12 protein-coding genes are annotated in these 15,814 nt (G+C 48.6%); 2 read left to right on the plus strand and 10 right to left on the minus strand.

The features are described 5' to 3' along the window. Positions 1-233: 233 nt before the first annotated feature. From hslO to pth, 10 genes are all read right to left on the minus strand, one after another. A complete protein-coding gene (gene hslO / locus LSE01S_RS08620; RefSeq protein WP_061777234.1) occupies positions 234-1,121 on the minus strand; it encodes an Hsp33 family molecular chaperone HslO in 888 nt (295 codons plus the stop codon). 111 nt (positions 1,122-1,232) lie between these two features. After that, positions 1,233-3,332, minus strand: a complete 2,100-nt coding sequence (gene ftsH / locus LSE01S_RS08625; protein ID WP_061777235.1) for an ATP-dependent zinc metalloprotease FtsH — start codon at positions 3,330-3,332, stop codon at positions 1,233-1,235. Positions 3,333-3,440: 108 nt separating this feature from the next. Further along, positions 3,441-3,983, minus strand: coding sequence for a hypoxanthine phosphoribosyltransferase (gene hpt, locus LSE01S_RS08630; RefSeq protein ID WP_061777236.1), 543 nt, complete (start codon positions 3,981-3,983; stop codon positions 3,441-3,443). Beyond that, complete coding sequence (gene tilS / locus LSE01S_RS08635) at positions 3,976-5,367, minus strand: tRNA lysidine(34) synthetase TilS (RefSeq protein ID WP_061777237.1); 1,392 nt, start codon at positions 5,365-5,367, stop codon at positions 3,976-3,978. The genes hpt and tilS overlap by 8 nt, the downstream gene beginning before the upstream one ends. Before the next feature lie 78 nt (positions 5,368-5,445). Next, on the minus strand, positions 5,446-5,985 hold the full coding sequence (locus LSE01S_RS08640; RefSeq protein WP_061777238.1) for a S1 domain-containing RNA-binding protein: 540 nt from the start codon (positions 5,983-5,985) through the stop codon (positions 5,446-5,448). A 269-nt stretch (positions 5,986-6,254) separates the two neighbouring features. Next, positions 6,255-6,665, minus strand: a complete 411-nt coding sequence (locus LSE01S_RS08645; protein ID WP_061777239.1) for an FtsB family cell division protein — start codon at positions 6,663-6,665, stop codon at positions 6,255-6,257. 112 nt (positions 6,666-6,777) lie between these two features. After that, on the minus strand, positions 6,778-7,050 hold the full coding sequence (locus LSE01S_RS08650) for an RNA-binding S4 domain-containing protein (RefSeq protein WP_061777240.1): 273 nt from the start codon (positions 7,048-7,050) through the stop codon (positions 6,778-6,780). A 3-nt stretch (positions 7,051-7,053) separates the two neighbouring features. Further along, entirely contained in the window at positions 7,054-8,634 is a 1,581-nt protein-coding gene (locus tag LSE01S_RS08655) for a putative polysaccharide biosynthesis protein (RefSeq protein ID WP_061777241.1), read from the minus strand. A 12-nt stretch (positions 8,635-8,646) separates the two neighbouring features. Next, the gene (mfd, locus tag LSE01S_RS08660; protein WP_061777242.1) at positions 8,647-12,204 is read right to left on the minus strand and encodes a transcription-repair coupling factor; all 3,558 of its coding nucleotides are present in this window, start codon (positions 12,202-12,204) and stop codon (positions 8,647-8,649) included. Between the two features lie 17 nt (positions 12,205-12,221). Further along, entirely contained in the window at positions 12,222-12,779 is a 558-nt protein-coding gene (gene pth, locus LSE01S_RS08665) for an aminoacyl-tRNA hydrolase (RefSeq protein ID WP_061777243.1), read from the minus strand. Between the two features lie 289 nt (positions 12,780-13,068). Between pth and LSE01S_RS08670 the strand changes: the two genes are divergently transcribed. Next, positions 13,069-14,028, plus strand: a complete 960-nt coding sequence (locus LSE01S_RS08670; protein ID WP_061777244.1) for an L-lactate dehydrogenase — start codon at positions 13,069-13,071, stop codon at positions 14,026-14,028. Between the two features lie 202 nt (positions 14,029-14,230). Further along, positions 14,231-15,619, plus strand: a complete 1,389-nt coding sequence (locus tag LSE01S_RS08675) for a L,D-transpeptidase family protein (protein ID WP_061777245.1) — start codon at positions 14,231-14,233, stop codon at positions 15,617-15,619. The last annotated feature ends 195 nt before the right edge of the window (positions 15,620-15,814 follow it).

The raw sequence follows: 15,814 nt of genomic DNA on the forward strand, positions 1-15,814 counted from the left end.
TTGCCACAACGTGACTCCCTGTGACAACTCAATAAGAATAACATACCTTATCATTAGCCGTCAAGAGAAAAAATAACGTTTATTTTTAAGCAACACACTGTGTCGCCGTGACAACGTTTATAAATATACCAAGATTTGGATGATTGGTCAAGCCATTTTTGTATAAAAATAGCAAAACTGCAAATAAATTAGTAAAAAGGTGCCCACCATGCGGTAAGCACCCATCATTTAACCTATTTTGACTGCGTGTCAACCAAAATTTGCCGCAAGTCGTCTTCCGAAAAATGATAATGATTCCCACAGAAATGGCAAACCGCGTCCGCCCCATGGTCTTCATCAATCATCTCTTGTAGTGCCTGAGGTTGTACCGAAGATAATGCCTTGGCAAAGCGATCCTTGGAACAATCACATTTAAAACTAACCGGTAATTTCTGAAGAAGCTTAACCTCTTCATCTTTGAATAATAGCTTTAAGATATCCTCAGGCTTTTGCCCAGCTAATAACAACTCTGAAACCATCGGCATGGCCGCAATCCGTTTCTCCAACCGACTAATCGCCTCATCAGAAGCTCCTGGCATAACTTGAATCATAAAGCCCCCGGCAACTTTAACCCGATTATCCGGCTCAACGAAGACTGAAACCCCAACGGCACTGGGAATTTGTTCCGACTTGGCTAAATAGTACGTAAAATCTTCCCCTAGTTCCCCCGAGACTAAAGGAACCTGCCCCGTATAAGGTTGACCAAAGCCCTGGTCCTTAGTAACCGTGAGCATTCCCGCGGTTCCAACAGCCTTCTTAACATCAATTTTATGCTTGTTATTCAATGGTAAGTTGATATGAGGATATTGTAGGTAACCCTTAACTGTCCCATCTGCATTACCATCAGCTACAATAGCTCCGACTGGACCATGCCCATTGACCTTAACCGTCATGGTTTCTTTCCCCTTTAACAGGGAAGTCGACAACAACATAGTGCCAATTAGCGTTCGCCCAAGCGCCGCCGTCGCTGCACTCCAAGTGTCATGCTTTTTCTGGGCCTCAGCAACTGTCTCCGTTGCATCAACCACATAGGCCCGGAACATCCCATTATCGATCAAACTCTTTACTAAATAATCTGCCATGCTCGTTATAACGTCCTTTCGTTCTTACAGTCATGCCCTACCTTACCAGAAACCTTTGCATTTGCAAACAAAAAAGGAACCGGAATTAATCCGATCCCCTTGGTAGGCAACCTATTCAGAATCGCTTTGGTTTGACTGGTCATCAGCAGCGCTTGCTGGTGATTCAGCTTCACTCGAGTCAGCAGCAGCTGAGGAAGCCAACTTGGCTTCCGTAGAAGCTTGGCGTTCTGCTTCACGTCGTTCCAACTCACGTTTCGATTCTTCGAATGTCGCAGCTTTTTCACTTGGAAATTCGTTAGCACTGTCCTTATCAGGCATCTTACCCGTATTGAACAGACTAAGAATTTGTTTTTCGTCCAACGTTTCGTATTGCAGCAAGGCTTCCGCAATTAACTTGTGTTCTTCCTTGTGTTCATTCAAGATCTTCCGAGCAGTCTCATGGGCTTCTCCGATAATCCGACGAACTTCACTGTCGATCAAGTTAGACGTGTTTTCTGAGTAAGCAGGTTGGTTGTAGTACCCGGCACCGGCAAATGGTTGCCCACTGCCGCTTTCGAGAGCCACTGTTCCCAACTTATCACTCATCCCGTACTGGGTAACCATGGAGCGGGCAATTTGCGTTGCCTGTTCAAAGTCATTGGAAGCCCCGGAGGATTCAGAATTAAAGATTAATTCTTCGGCTGTCCGACCACCCATTAACCCGGCAATTTGTTCCATGGCGTCCTTCTTAGACATCAGCATTTGGTCCTCACGCGGTAGCATGATGGCATACCCACCGGCACGTCCACGAGGAACAATCGTGACCTTGTGGACCACGCGAGCGTCATTTAAGACAAGCCCAACGATGGTATGACCAGCTTCGTGATAAGCCACAGTCTTGCGTTCTTGGGGACTGACAACCCGGTCCTTCTTCGCAGGTCCCGCGATGACCCGATCCTCTGCCTCATCTAAATCAGACGCATCGATTTGGGTCTTGTTTCGACGAGCCGCCAATAGGGCCGCTTCGTTTAACAGGTTTTCTAGATCGGCCCCAACGAAACCTGGTGTCTGCTTAGAAATTTCCTTCAAATCAACATCGTTCGCTAACGGCTTATTCTTGGCGTGAACCTTAAGGATTGCCTCACGGCCCTTAACATCAGGACGACCAACTAAGATCTTCCGGTCAAACCGACCGGGACGAAGTAACGCGGGGTCCAAAACATCGGAACGGTTAGTGGCAGCCATGACAATGACGCCTTCACTCCCCGTAAACCCATCCATTTCAACCAATAATTGGTTTAACGTTTGTTCACGTTCATCGTGACCACCGCCCATGCCGGCACCCCGTTGACGACCAACCGCATCAATTTCATCAATAAAGATGATTGAAGGTGCAGCCTTCTTGGCCTGTTCAAACAGATCCCGAACACGGCTAGCCCCAACCCCGACGAACATTTCCACGAAGTCAGAACCAGAAATGGAGAAGAATGGTACGGCAGCTTCACCAGCAACAGCTTTTGCCAGCAGAGTTTTACCAGTACCAGGTGGGCCCTCGAGTAACACCCCGGATGGGATCCGGGCCCCTAACGCGACGAACTTTCTTGGATTCTTTAAGAACTCAACCACTTCAACCAGCTCTTGCTTTTCCTCTTCTTCACCGGCAACATCAGAAAAGCGAACTTTGTTTTCCTTACTGTCGGCTGGTTTGGCTTTGCTCTTCCCAAAGTTCATGACCCGACCATTGCCGCCACCTTGGCCGGCTTGGCCCATCATCATGTAGAAGAAGAAGAAAAAGATCAAGAGTGGTGCCACGTAAACCAAGAGATTAATCCAGAAGCCACTGGATTCCTCGGCCTTCGTGTTCACCTTCACATTGTGATCCTTTGCGGTCTTGTCAATCTCAGAAACCGTCGAGTTATTTGTTAAAACTTGGGTACTAAATCCAGTCACTGCGGTACTTTGTGAGCCACCGAGGCTGAAACCGGTGTTGGTCGAACGCTTTTGGGCGTTACGGTATTCACCAGTGATCTTGTAAACTCCACCAGACGGTTGAATGGCAAAGTTCTTGATCTTATTGGCATTCAAGTCCTTCACGAACTGACTCGATTGGATTTCTTGGGATTGTGAATTGCTGCTATTTCCATTGAACATGTAAATAACACCAACGATCAACAAGAACATCACAATGTAAAACAGGCTGTTACGGAACAGTCCATTTCGTCGATTATTCATGTCTTGCCTCCTTACTCACAGTTCCCAGTCTTAACATTAGGAACAAAAATTTGGGCTTTGGCCCTTTTACTAAATAAGATGTTATCACAATTGACTATCGTTGACTAATTATTTATCTGAATAGACGGATGGCTTTAAAACACCGACGTAAGGCAGGTTCCGATATTTTTCTTCATAGTCCAAACCGTATCCAACGACGAACTCACTTGGGACATTAAACCCAACGTAATCGGCCTTGGCTTCAACCACACGGCCACTAGGTTTGTCCATCAAAGTACAAACCTTAATGGAGTTAGCCTGACGGTCCTTCAACAGATCTTCCAAGTACTTCAAGGTCCGGCCAGTATCGATAATGTCCTCAACTAACAAAATGTCGCGACCAGCAACATCCGTGTCCAGATCCTTCAGAAGTCGAATGGTTCCGGAAGAAGCTGTGCCGCCGTTATAACTGGAAACATCGATAAAGTCGATTTCTGCATAAATATCCATGTCCCGAATAACATCCGTCATAAACAAGATCGCACCCTTCAGAACACAAATGATTAAAGGCGTCTTATCCTTATAATCCTCCGTGAGTTGATCTCCTAGTCGTTTACAAGCAGCGGCGATGTCTTCCTCACTATACAGAACCTTTTCAATATCGTTATTCATGCTGTTCCCCTTTCATCTCATCACGCTTCAAAATTAGGTGGTACGCTGTTGCATGCGATTGACGTGGCCAAACCGACCATTTGACCCCCAGCGCTGCCAGTACCTCCTGCTTCGCCGTCACCAGAACCGACACTTGTGCCCGCTGATCACGCGGAATCTTCGCGTTAATCAACGCCCGCCGCACGGACTGGTGGTGGCCATTCCGCAGTCGGAGCACATCCGTTTGATTCCAGGGACGAACCTGCAAGGGTAACTGGTCAGGCGTCAAGGTCACCGTCTGTGTCACCGCTTCTCGTTGAGAAGCCGTGGCTTCAAACAGTCCTAGCTGCCGGCCACACCCAATCGCATGGTAATGGTTTAAGTCTACCATAAAACGAAATTGTTCCACGGATTTTTCTCCGCTTTTTTTCGGTCGCCAAACTTTAAAGATTTGATACCGCTTTTCTAGGACCCACCCCTGCCCAAGTTGTACCATTCCGGTAGGCCGCTGTGAATTGCTCAAGAGCTGTTGTACCTGGATCAGTAGGGACTTTTCTGTAGATAGCTCCGGGTTAGCTTGCTTTAATAGCTTCATTAAGATACTCGTTTGATTGACCTCTGATTGGCCTAACAGTCGCTCCACCGAACCAGTTATTGGAGCGGTACTTATGCATACCTGTGCCGTGGCCGTCACCACCTGGGGTCGAGCCAGGTCTAGGATCATCTGCAACTGTTCGGCATAGCCCAGAATATGCCGCTCAACCTGGGGATTCTCCTCCCGCAATTGCGGTAAAATAACCTGCCGAATCCGATTTCGACTCGCCACCAACTCTTGATTCGTTGCATCCTCATACCACGGAAGACCTTCGGCCACCGCAAAGGTTTTCAGTTCGCGTTTAGTAAATGACAACAGAGGTCGAATCAGCTGACCAACCCCCAGGGGTCGACTAGCCGCCATCCCTGTAAGCTGGTCTAGCTGTCCGCCGCGAATCAACTTCAGGAGAATGGTCTCCACCTGTTCATCCGCCTGATGGGCAGTTGCCACCCAATTAGCCGACCGTTTTGCTAATTCGTCCTCAAAAAAGCGGTAGCGAAACGCCCGAGCGGCAGCCTCCGTCCCATGCAACGGATGGTCAGCCACCGGCCAAGCTCTAACCACAAGAGGTACTCGGCGTTGACGACACCAATCCGTTAAGAAGGCCTGTTCAACCGCACTTTGTTCTCGCAATTGGTGATTGACGTGGACCACCGTTAATTGTGGTCGCTCCTGCACCGGTAGCCGAAGAAACAAGCTTAACAGCACCATCGAGTCGATCCCCGTCGAGACGGCGACTAAGCCACTTTGCTTGGGATCATTCCAGCCATTGGCCTGGCAAATTTCACGAAATCGTTCAGTTAATGTCATCAATTGCCCCCCTCAGTGAAACTGCCCCTGACAAAAAAGGGCCGCACGAATGCGGTCCTCATTTCTTAAAAGGCGTGATTAACTACGCCGGCCACCACGACCGCCACGCTTGCCTTCAGTATTACGCTTAATAGTTGCCAGGCGATCTTCACTTTGTTTCATGAAGCCTGACATCAAATCGTCAAAGCTTTCTTCATGTTTAGCAGCGTGATGCCCGGAAAAACGGCCATTTGCTGAACTATGGTGTGCCCGGGGCCCGTTGTTGTCGAACCGCCGACCATGTTCCTGACTTGAACCACCATGGTTAGAATTACTCTTACCGTGAAAATCATGATGTTCGCCATGACTAGGGCGCTCATGATGAGGCCGATCTGTTGCCGGATGGTCACTAGCCTTACGAATTGAAAGACCAATCTTACCATCATCACCAACGGTCAGGACCTTAACCGTCACTTCATCCCCTACTGTCAAAACGTCATGAATATCTTTAACATATCCATCAGAAATTTCACTAATGTGAACCAACCCGGTCTTGTGGTCACCTAAATCAACAAATGCACCAAAGTTCGTAATCCCGGAGACCTTTCCGGTAACTTTAGCTCCAACCTCGATTGCCATAAACAAGAAGTTCCTCCTTAAAATAAGTGATTTTAGTATAACACAGTTTTAACCAATCCCCTACGTCAAAACAAAAAAACTCCGTTGATGTTCTGCTAAATAAACCCGCACGAAAACTGATTAAACTAACCTTTACAGCCCTAGGTTCCTTGCCGATCTCCTCTAATTGAGGGACTAAACTAATGAGAAGGTTTACACCGACTAACTCGCCACTTACCAAAAACACAGAAAACCGCCAGTCAAGACACAACTGACGGTTTCATTGACCCTTACTTGGCTATCACATCACCAGCATGGTCACCTGGGAGACTATAAATGGTCTCACCCGACTTCGAATAATAATATTTAGACCGAATTAATTGTCCAACATAGTCATCGTTATTAAGTTGCTTAACCTGAAGCTTCAACTTCCGGCTCTCAGCCTTCGTCCGTGTCAGGTGTTGTTCACTCGTAGCTACCTGGCTATTCACGTGGTGGAGACTGGCATTCGTCCGCACAAGTTGAATGCCTAAAATTGCCGCAAAGATCACAAAGACAGCGATAATCCGCGTTGCCCGACGACGGCGCCGCCTACCCAAGACCTGGGTATGTTGCGCCGCATCTCGTTGATGGCTAAGCCGACGGGTATATTCGTTCTCCAAGCGTTCAACTTTACTAGCTTTGGCTTTCACATCGGCCATCCCCACTCACTCCTTGCCTGTTCACCAGATAATTTAACTTGAGTATAGCAAGTTTCAATATCATCGTCTAGCTAGTTAAGCACATTGTAAAACATTCGTCACATTCAGAGCATTATTCTTGCCGAAAGTCCTGGGCGTATTCTTCTTTGACGATAGTGTACATCCGTTCGGCATCGTCCTTCTTAGTCGTTTCCAGCAATTCATTAACTTGCACCGTTAATGTTTTGTTACCGAACTTAATAACCAATTCATCATTGGTCACCACGTCACTTGAAGACTTAGCCACCTTACCATTGATCATGATCCGACCCTTGTCGGCAATTTCCTTAGCGACGGACCGCCGCTTGATAATCCGTGAAACTTTCAAATATTTATCTAATCGCATAATTTATTTTCCTCCAATTTGGCCTAATCGTTGCCAAAATCTTAATAGTCGTTTGGCCAAAGGTAGCGTTAACCATTCGCGAATGGTTAACAATCGCCACCGTAGCGCTAGTGTCAGGAATATCAAGGCACCAATGGGAATCAAAGCCAATAGCCCAACCCCATCCAGTAGGCGACCACTGGTTAATCGTGGCCAAATCATTTCGCAAGCCCAGACGAGTAACCGCACGCCAAGAACCATAATTCCCGTGCACGCGCTTAGTTTCACCACAAAACTAGGTGTCCAGACCCCCGTACGAAGCTCCACAGCCGATCCGTACCAGATGATGATCAACGTGATCAGCAGGCCGCCAACCGTTAGCCAACTGGCGCCAATCCCCCCGAACCGTTCAACCATCCAATGGTTCCCACCAATTTTCACGGCAAGTCCTGCAAGTAACGCAACCACCGTTAACCGATAGCCATCCTGACTCTGTAAGACACTGTTATACGTTTGAATCAGCGTTGCTAAAATGATGCTCAGCATGTAAACCGCCAACATCACGGCCCCCTGAGTATTGCCGAACAAGAGCCGGTCAACCCAAGGCATTAATGAAATCAGTCCCGCCGTTGCCGCGGTCGCAATGATGAGGGCAATCCGCATCATGGTAGCCGTGAGACGTTTAAAAGCCAACGGTCGTTGTTGCCGTTGCGCTTCTGTCAGGGCCGGAAGCAATGACGTTGCAAATGCCACCGCCACGACTAGTCCCAACTGAACCAATGGCTGAGCCCGGTCGTAAATTCCCTTGAGACTCTTAGCGGCCAACTCCGATGCCCCACCAGCTACCAATCCATTTTTAACCGTGAATGAGTCGACCAGTTGAAAGAGCACCATCATGGCCGTCAATAGGCACAGGGTCCCACCCTCAATCAGTAGCCGCCGGCCGATGTGGTGGATCGGTTGATTGGCCGCCGGCTCCGAGTTCCGCCAACGGGGCAGAACTAAACAGGCGGCAACCGCAGCAACCGTTCCACCACTGAGAGCCCAAACCCCCATCCGGTAATCGGACCAACCGTGACGCGTGGCCCAAGCTGCCGCCACTAAGATGACGGTCACCCGAACCAACTGTTCCACCACCTGTGAACGAGCAGTGGGTAACATATTAAACTGTCCCTGGTGCAGACCCCGATTTACGGAAAGCTCTGGCATGAGGAGAAACATCCAATCCACCATCCGAATCAACGGTGTCAATTGGCGATCCCCCATCCCCGCGGCGATCCACGGTGCCCCGAACATTAGCCCTAGGAACACCCCGCCAGCGAGTAACCAGACCCACCGATACACTTGCCGGGCAACTTGCTGTTGCCGGGATAGATCGGGAACGCTCGCGATTAATTTAGAAATAAACACAGGTAGTCCGCTCAGCGCAAATGTCATCCCGATCCCATAGATCGGGTAGACCTGCTGATACACATAGAACCCGGTATTCCCAACCATATTCTGAAACGGGACCCGGTAGACCGCACTGAGAAGTTTGGCAATAAAGGCCGCAATCGACAGCACTAGGGCCCCCCGCAAGGTTGTATTCAAATGACGGTTGCCCATGGTCGACCTCCTTTAATCAGTCGAGGATTCAGACTTGGTATCGGTCGTCTTAGGCTTAGTCGTCACTTCGACGATATCCCGTAGGGCCGCTAAAAATTGCTGCAACTGTGGTAACCAATCACTGGTTTCCATCCGTGGCTGAATCACCAATTTAATGTGCAGCCGATCTTCACTGATGCCCACAGTAGCCTTTAACTTCGTTGCCGCCAGTGCCTTGAAGACGTCCTCGCCACCAAGAATATTGGTGCCGCGCTTCGAAATCGTGACAAAGATGTCCCCATCAACACGCCGAATCTTATCGACCAAGGCCTGATCGGCGGCCAGCTTCAATTGACCAATCGTTAACAATTGCGCCACCGCTGACGGATAGTCACCGAATCGGTCAATCAGGTCGGCCTGAATTTCACTCACTTCATCGTCGCTATCGAGCTGACGAATCCGTTTATACATTTCAATCTTTTGCTGTTCGTCAGTGATGTAATCACCAGGTAGATAGGCTTCCACACCCAGCTCAACGGTCGTATCCGTCTTGGGCTGAACATGGTGACCACGCTTCTTAGCCACGGCGTCACTCAACATTTGGGTGTACAAATCATACCCAACTGAATTGATAAATCCGTGTTGTTGCTTACCCAATAAGTTACCCGCCCCACGAATGGACAAATCTCGCATGGCAATCTTAAAGCCAGATCCCAACTCGGTGAAGTCCTTAATGGCTTCAAGTCGTTTCTCACTGACCTCAGTTAACACCTTATTGGGTTTATAGGTGAAGTAAGCATAGGCCACCCGGTTACTACGACCAATCCGGCCCCGCAATTGATACAGCTGCGACAAGCCCATTCGATCCGCGTTCTCCACAAACAGGGTGTTCGCATTGGCAATATCAATCCCAGTTTCAATAATGGTCGTGGTCACTAACACATCATAATCCCCGCGCAGAAAGTCCACGAGAACCCCTTCAAGTTGGGATTCGGTCATCTTACCATGAATGTACCCGACATGCGCTTCGGGAACCAGGGCCTGAATTTGCCCAACGGTCTTTTCAATGTCTTCCACCCGATTATGCAGATAGAAGACCTGTCCACCCCGTTGCATTTCACGCCGAATGCCATCTTGAATGGCACCAGCATTTTGTTCCATCACATAGGTCTGAATTGGAAACCGGTTAGCCGGTGGCGTCTCAATTACCGATAGGTCACGGACTCCCAACATTGACATGTGCAGGGTCCGTGGAATTGGTGTCGCTGTTAACGTCAGCACGTCAACATTAGCCTTCAACTGTTTCAAGCGTTCCTTGTGCTTTACCCCGAAACGTTGCTCCTCATCAACTAGCACCAGTACTAAATTCTTAAACTTCACGTCTTGTGACAATAGCCGATGGGTGCCGACAACGATATCCAATTGGCCGCTTTCTAAATCCTTAATCGACTGATGAATCTGCTTAGTCGTCCGGAACCGCGAAAACATTTCAACATTAATAGGATAGCCTTCAAACCGATTAATCATCGTGTCATAGTGTTGTTGTGCCAAAATGGTCGTTGGTACTAGAAAAGCCACTTGTTTACCCGCTTCAACCGCCTTAAAGGCAGCCCGCAAAGCCACTTCGGTCTTCCCATAACCCACATCCCCAACTAACAATCGGTCCATCGGCCGGGGCTTCTCCATGTCGTGCTTAACTTCCTCAATCGTCCGCAACTGGTCCGGCGTCTCGGCATATGGAAAGTCGTCTTCAAAGTCATGTTGCAGACTATCATCCATCGGAAAGGCAAAGCCCTTCTCCGCCGCACGCTTAGCGTACAGATCAACCAGTTCATCGGCGATGTCTTCAATCTTAGCCGCAACCTTACTCTTCGTCTTAGCCCATTCTGAGCCACCCAACCGGTTAATCTTAGGTTTCTTATCCTCAGAAGACACATACTTCTGAATCAGATTTAACTGGGTTACCGGGATAAACAACTGTGCGTTGTCCTGGTAGTCGATGGTCATGTAGTCTTGATGAACCCCATCGACGGTCAGAGTCTGCATTCCGATAAATTTCCCAATCCCATGATTCACATGCACCACGTAATCGCCGGGCTTCAAATCGGTATAGCTCTTCAAGCGTTCCGCGTTGGCCATGTTCTGCCGTCGTGGGCGTTTCTTGGTAACCTTCTGGAACATTTCGGCTTCGGTAATCACCACCAGGTTAGCCTCTGGCAGTTCGAATCCGGTGTGCAACCGTTCCGGCACCAATTGTGTCAGATGTTCCTGCAGATTGGTCGACTTCGTCAGAACCGCCTGAATCTCAAAGTCATCCAACGTCTGCTCGATCTTCTCCAGTCGTTCCTCATCTTGGACCAGGATAACCACTGTCTGCTTCTGTTTATGCCACCGATCAATTTCCGTTTTCATAACTGGCAACTGTCCAAAAAACTGTTGCATGGCCCGAGTGGTTAGATTCGTAACCGCTTGAAAACGCAAGCTTCCCATGCCCTTCTGGAATAGTGCCAACATAATTTGCGCGTGGCCATCATTGCGGACAATTGGCCGTAATTCACCGCCAAAGACCTGTTGTGAGAAAATTTGGTGATGGGTCAGCTTATCAGTTGCCCAGTTAGCCTCGTCTTCTAGTAATTGGCGTTCGGCATCTTGTAACCGTGAATAGTCGCCAAATAATGCCAAACCATTATCTGGTAAATAGTCGAGCAACTGATGATGTTCCGGGAATAAATAAGCCGCAAACTCCATCAGTTGGGGGTCAACCGACCCCTTCTTCAGGCCGTCAATCAGCGGCTGAACCTGATTAGTCAGCGTGGCTTTAGCTTCGGCGTCTTTCAGATCGGTCAACTGCTGCTTTAAGGCCTCGGCAAGCCGAACCGCCCCAGCGGTTCGTTCTGCCTGCGTCAGAATAAAATCCGTCGCCGGTAAAATTTCAATGTTTTCAGTATTTTCAATACTCCGTTGCGTGGCTGGATCGAAGTATCGCAGCGAGTCCACTTCTGTATCAAAGAAGTCGAGCCGTACTGGATACTCCGCTGCCAGTGGGTAGATATCAACGATCGATCCGCGCACCGCAAAGTCGCCCGGCCCCGCCACTAATTTTTGATGAGTATACCCCATAGAAAAGAGTCGTTGCTGCAAGTCGGTGAAATCGAATTCATCCCCAACCTTTACCTCAAATCGGGCCGCCGCAAAGTTAGCCGGCGCGGGTAAGAAACGCCGTAATCCGGACAACGACGTCACCACAACAACTGGTCGGTCGCTCTGTAACGCCCGTAAGGCATCGATTCGTTCGGACCGGTACTCGGGCGAACTCGTGGCAACCTCTGCCGCTAAAAGCTCTTCTACGGGAAACTCAAAAAGCTCGTCATCACCTAGTAGGTTCGCTAGGTCATCGACGAGTTGGCCTGCGTGATAGAGTGTATCCGTCACGTAGACAATCGATCGTTGTTCTTCGTGGAGCAGACTAGCAATAAATAACGTCTCGGCCGATCCATTCAGCCCCGTCACTAGCTGACGCTGACCGGGTGCTAAGGATTGGCGAACGGTCCCATATTGACTCGTCTGGGTCATAAATCCTTCTAAATTCACACGATAACTTCCTATTCTTAGTTGTACTGGTTCATGAGCTGCGGAAATTCGGTGCCAGCGACCCAGTCGTCTAATGCCGCCACGGCATGATCAGTGGCTTGACCAAACAGCGGGGCCTGCTCCTTCGTAAACTTACCCAAAACGTAATCAACCACCGTGGTCTGTTGTGGGTGGGCAATACCGACCTTTAATCGCTTGAAGTGTTCACTCGCAACATGCGCGATGATGCTCTTGATGCCATTGTGACCACCGGCAGATCCGTGGTCCCGAAGGCGAATGCGGCCAACGGCTAAGTCCATATCATCTTGAACCACCATGATATCATCTAGGTCGATCTTGAAATAGTTCATCAAGGGGTGCACAGCCCGGCCAGACTCATTCATGAAGGTCGTTGGCTTAACGACTAAAACCTTCTCACCGTTAACTATCCCGGTGCCATAGCGGGCATCTAACTTACGCGTTGTTAGGTCAATCCCGTGTTCCTTCGCAAAAGCTTCCACAACCATAAAGCCCGTGTTGTGACGAGTATTTGTGTACTGCGGACCAATATTTCCTAAACCAACAATCATTTTCATCTTTAAAGTTCCTTCTTATTTATTAAGCTTGCCGAACCGGAAACAAAATAGCCGGACGGGACCGTTCCATCCCGTTCAGCCGGTTCAGCTTATTTTAATTTTGACTAACCTCACTGAGTATAGCATAGTCAGCCGGCAACTTCACGAATGCCGCACCACCAACCCCTCCACGATATTTCACCGCAACTTTCCCTGCGTTTTCAGTGAGCATCATGGCCCCTGATCTGGTTACATGGTATACTGGTTTTGGGTATTTATCGTGACCCTTGATGTCATAATTTATTAGGAGATGAAGAATTTGACTACTAAGAATCATCAAAAAGTTGTTTTAGTCGGTGACGGCGCTGTCGGTTCAGCGTTCGCGTACTCCATGGTAAACCAAGGCTTAGCCGAAGAATTCGTAATTGTGGATGTTGTTAAAGAACGGACCGAAGGTGACGCCCTAGACCTTGAAGACGCACAAGTCTTTACTGCTCCTAAGAAGATCTACTCCGGTGACTACTCCGACTGCAGCGATGCAGACGTTGTTGTGATCACTGCTGGTGCACCCCAAAAGCCCGGCGAAACACGTTTAGACTTGGTCAACAAGAACTTAAAGATCTTGTCTTCCATTGTTAAGCCAGTCGTTGACTCAGGCTTCGATGGCATCTTCGTTGTTGCTGCTAACCCAGTTGACATCTTAACCTACGCTACTTGGAAGTTCTCTGGCTTCCCTAAGGAAAAGGTTATTGGTTCAGGGACTTCCTTGGACACTTCCCGTCTACGCGTTGCTTTAGCTAACAAGTTGAACGTCGACCCACGTAGCGTGGAAGCTTACATTATGGGTGAACACGGTGACTCTGAATTCGCTGCCTATGATGAAGCAACGATTGGTTCTAAGCCATTGAAGACCATTGCTAAGGAACACGGCTTAACTGACGATGACCTGGCTAAGATTGAAGATGACACCCGGAACAAAGCTTACGAAATCATCAACCGTAAGGGGGCAACCTTCTATGGTGTTGCAACCTGCTTGATGCGGATTACTAAGGCTATCTTACGGGATGAAAATGCCGTATTGCCTGTTGGTGCAGCCTTAAACGGCGAATATGGTTTAGACGATATCTTCATCGGTACGCCAGCCATCATCAACGCAAGTGGTTTAGCTGGTGTCGTTGAAGTTCCATTATCCGATAAAGAAATGGACGCCATGACCAAGTCCGCTGAAACTCTTAAAAAAGTGACGAAGGATGGCTTAGCCGCCCTCTAAAGTTGCGTTAATCGTCGTCCCTTATCGGGCGGCGATTTTTTTATTTCTTCGATTTCTGACAAAATTCATAACGTAAGCGTTAACATCTGGTCAATCACATTGTCATTTAAGGTTCTGTGAAGTATCCTAGAGTTATGCTGATAGATGATAGTTAACCATAACTACTTTTTCTCCATTGGCTTAATTCTGGGAGGCCTCATACATGAAAAAGAAACGAGCCCTCGTGATTGGTTTAGTCACCGCCTGTGTGGCGGTTGGGGCCATTTACGTTGGACAAGCATTACATTATTCCTCGTCCCATGTTTTCTTTAAGGACACGGAAATCGCTGGCGTTAACGTCGGCGGTAATACGGCAAAACAGGCAGCCACGAAATTACAAGCTGCCCTGAAGAACCAGGAACTAACCTTAAAGGACGGTCACAAGACCGTGACGTCATTCAAGACGCGGTCGATTAATCTCAAGGTCACCTCACAGGCTGCCTTGAGTAAACTAATTGCTAATCAAAACATTTGGGGCTGGCCAGCACACATGACCACTGCTACGGCGGACTCCATTGCCCTGAATGCGGATGAATCCAATCAAAAGAGCGTTCAAGCCATGGCCAACCAAATTGCCAATAAGGCTAACAAGACTCGTACGGCCGCCAAAGATGCCAGCTTCAAGTACACCGACGGCCAATTCTCCACGCAAAAGGAACAGCCTGGTAATCAGCTTGATCCCGCGAAGTTAGCCAAATCAATTTCATTAGCCATTGAAAAAGGTGAAACGACGGTTAATGTCGACACCGACTACCTGAAGCCTCAGGTAACCACCACGTCAGCCACCTTCAAGGACGCCAAAACCAAGGCAGTTGCGGCTACTAAGGCCACCTACACTTATGAACTTAGCAATCACAAAATCACCATTCCAGCTGAAACTATTGCTTCTTGGCTGACATTTAAGCAGGGAAAATTCACAACCGACGATACGCTGGTGAAAGCTTACCTCACGAAGTTGAGCAAAAAGTATGGCACGGTCAACAAGACCCGGTCATTCAAGTCCACCAAGCGTGGCACGGTAAAGGTTAAAGCGGGGCTCTATGGCTGGAGTATCAAGGTCAAGAGTGAAGCGCCAGTTCTCAGTAAGCTCGTCGTCGCTGCCAAGGGAATGGACCGCACGCCTAAGATCCAAGGTTCCGGTTATCACAAGAATGGCACCGACCTTGGTAACTCCTACGTCGAAGTCGACAAGGTAAACCAACATATGTGGGTTTACAAGAACGGGAAAGTCGTCGTTTCGACCGATGTTGTAACCGGCCTTCCTACCACGGCACACCACACTCCCGTTGGCGTTTGGGTCATCTGGAGTAAACAACGAAACACTACCCTGCGCGGTGAAAACGACAACGGGTCCAACTACGCCTCAAAGGTGAAGTACTGGATGCCAATTGATGATACCGGTGTGGGGATTCACGATTCGCCATGGCAACCCCAATATGGTGGTACTTGGTACGTCAAGCATGGATCTCACGGTTGTGTGAACACACCACCGTCCGAGGTCAGCAAGGTCTTCGCCAACGTTAAGGTTGGGACGCCAGTCATCGTCTTCTAATTAGATTTTAAATAAGTCAAGGCGGCTATCATTCGATAGCCCCTTGGCTTTTTTGTTGATCACTATTCATTTATTCCCTCCACTAGTGAAGGCCTTTCACCCTATATTGACGGTCTTTCGTCTAACCGAATTCCGTCAATGACCGCTATCAAATTTAGCCAAATGGTCGTCGTATTTTTGCGCAATGGCTGCAAA

The organism is Levilactobacillus senmaizukei DSM 21775 = NBRC 103853, assembly GCF_001592085.1.
In the GTDB taxonomy this organism is placed as follows: Bacteria; Bacillota; Bacilli; order Lactobacillales; family Lactobacillaceae; genus Levilactobacillus; species Levilactobacillus senmaizukei.

Bases quoted from the DNA above. Each gene is read 5' to 3' on its own strand.
- pth (WP_061777243.1), bottom strand. From the start codon at position 12,779: ATGAAAATGATTGTTGGTTTAGGAAATATTGGTCCGCAGTACACAAAT.
- LSE01S_RS08645 (WP_061777239.1), bottom strand. From the start codon at position 6,665: ATGGCCGATGTGAAAGCCAAAGCTAGTAAAGTTGAACGCTTGGAGAAC.
- hslO (WP_061777234.1), bottom strand. From the start codon at position 1,121: ATGGCAGATTATTTAGTAAAGAGTTTGATCGATAATGGGATGTTCCGG.
- tilS (WP_061777237.1), bottom strand. From the start codon at position 5,367: ATGACATTAACTGAACGATTTCGTGAAATTTGCCAGGCCAATGGCTGG.
- LSE01S_RS08670 (WP_061777244.1), top strand. From the start codon at position 13,069: ATGAAGAATTTGACTACTAAGAATCATCAAAAAGTTGTTTTAGTCGGT.
- LSE01S_RS08675 (WP_061777245.1), top strand. From the start codon at position 14,231: ATGAAAAAGAAACGAGCCCTCGTGATTGGTTTAGTCACCGCCTGTGTG.
- LSE01S_RS08650 (WP_061777240.1), bottom strand. From the start codon at position 7,050: ATGCGATTAGATAAATATTTGAAAGTTTCACGGATTATCAAGCGGCGG.
- hpt (WP_061777236.1), bottom strand. From the start codon at position 3,983: ATGAATAACGATATTGAAAAGGTTCTGTATAGTGAGGAAGACATCGCC.
- LSE01S_RS08655 (WP_061777241.1), bottom strand. From the start codon at position 8,634: ATGGGCAACCGTCATTTGAATACAACCTTGCGGGGGGCCCTAGTGCTG.
- ftsH (WP_061777235.1), bottom strand. From the start codon at position 3,332: ATGAATAATCGACGAAATGGACTGTTCCGTAACAGCCTGTTTTACATT.
- LSE01S_RS08640 (WP_061777238.1), bottom strand. From the start codon at position 5,985: ATGGCAATCGAGGTTGGAGCTAAAGTTACCGGAAAGGTCTCCGGGATT.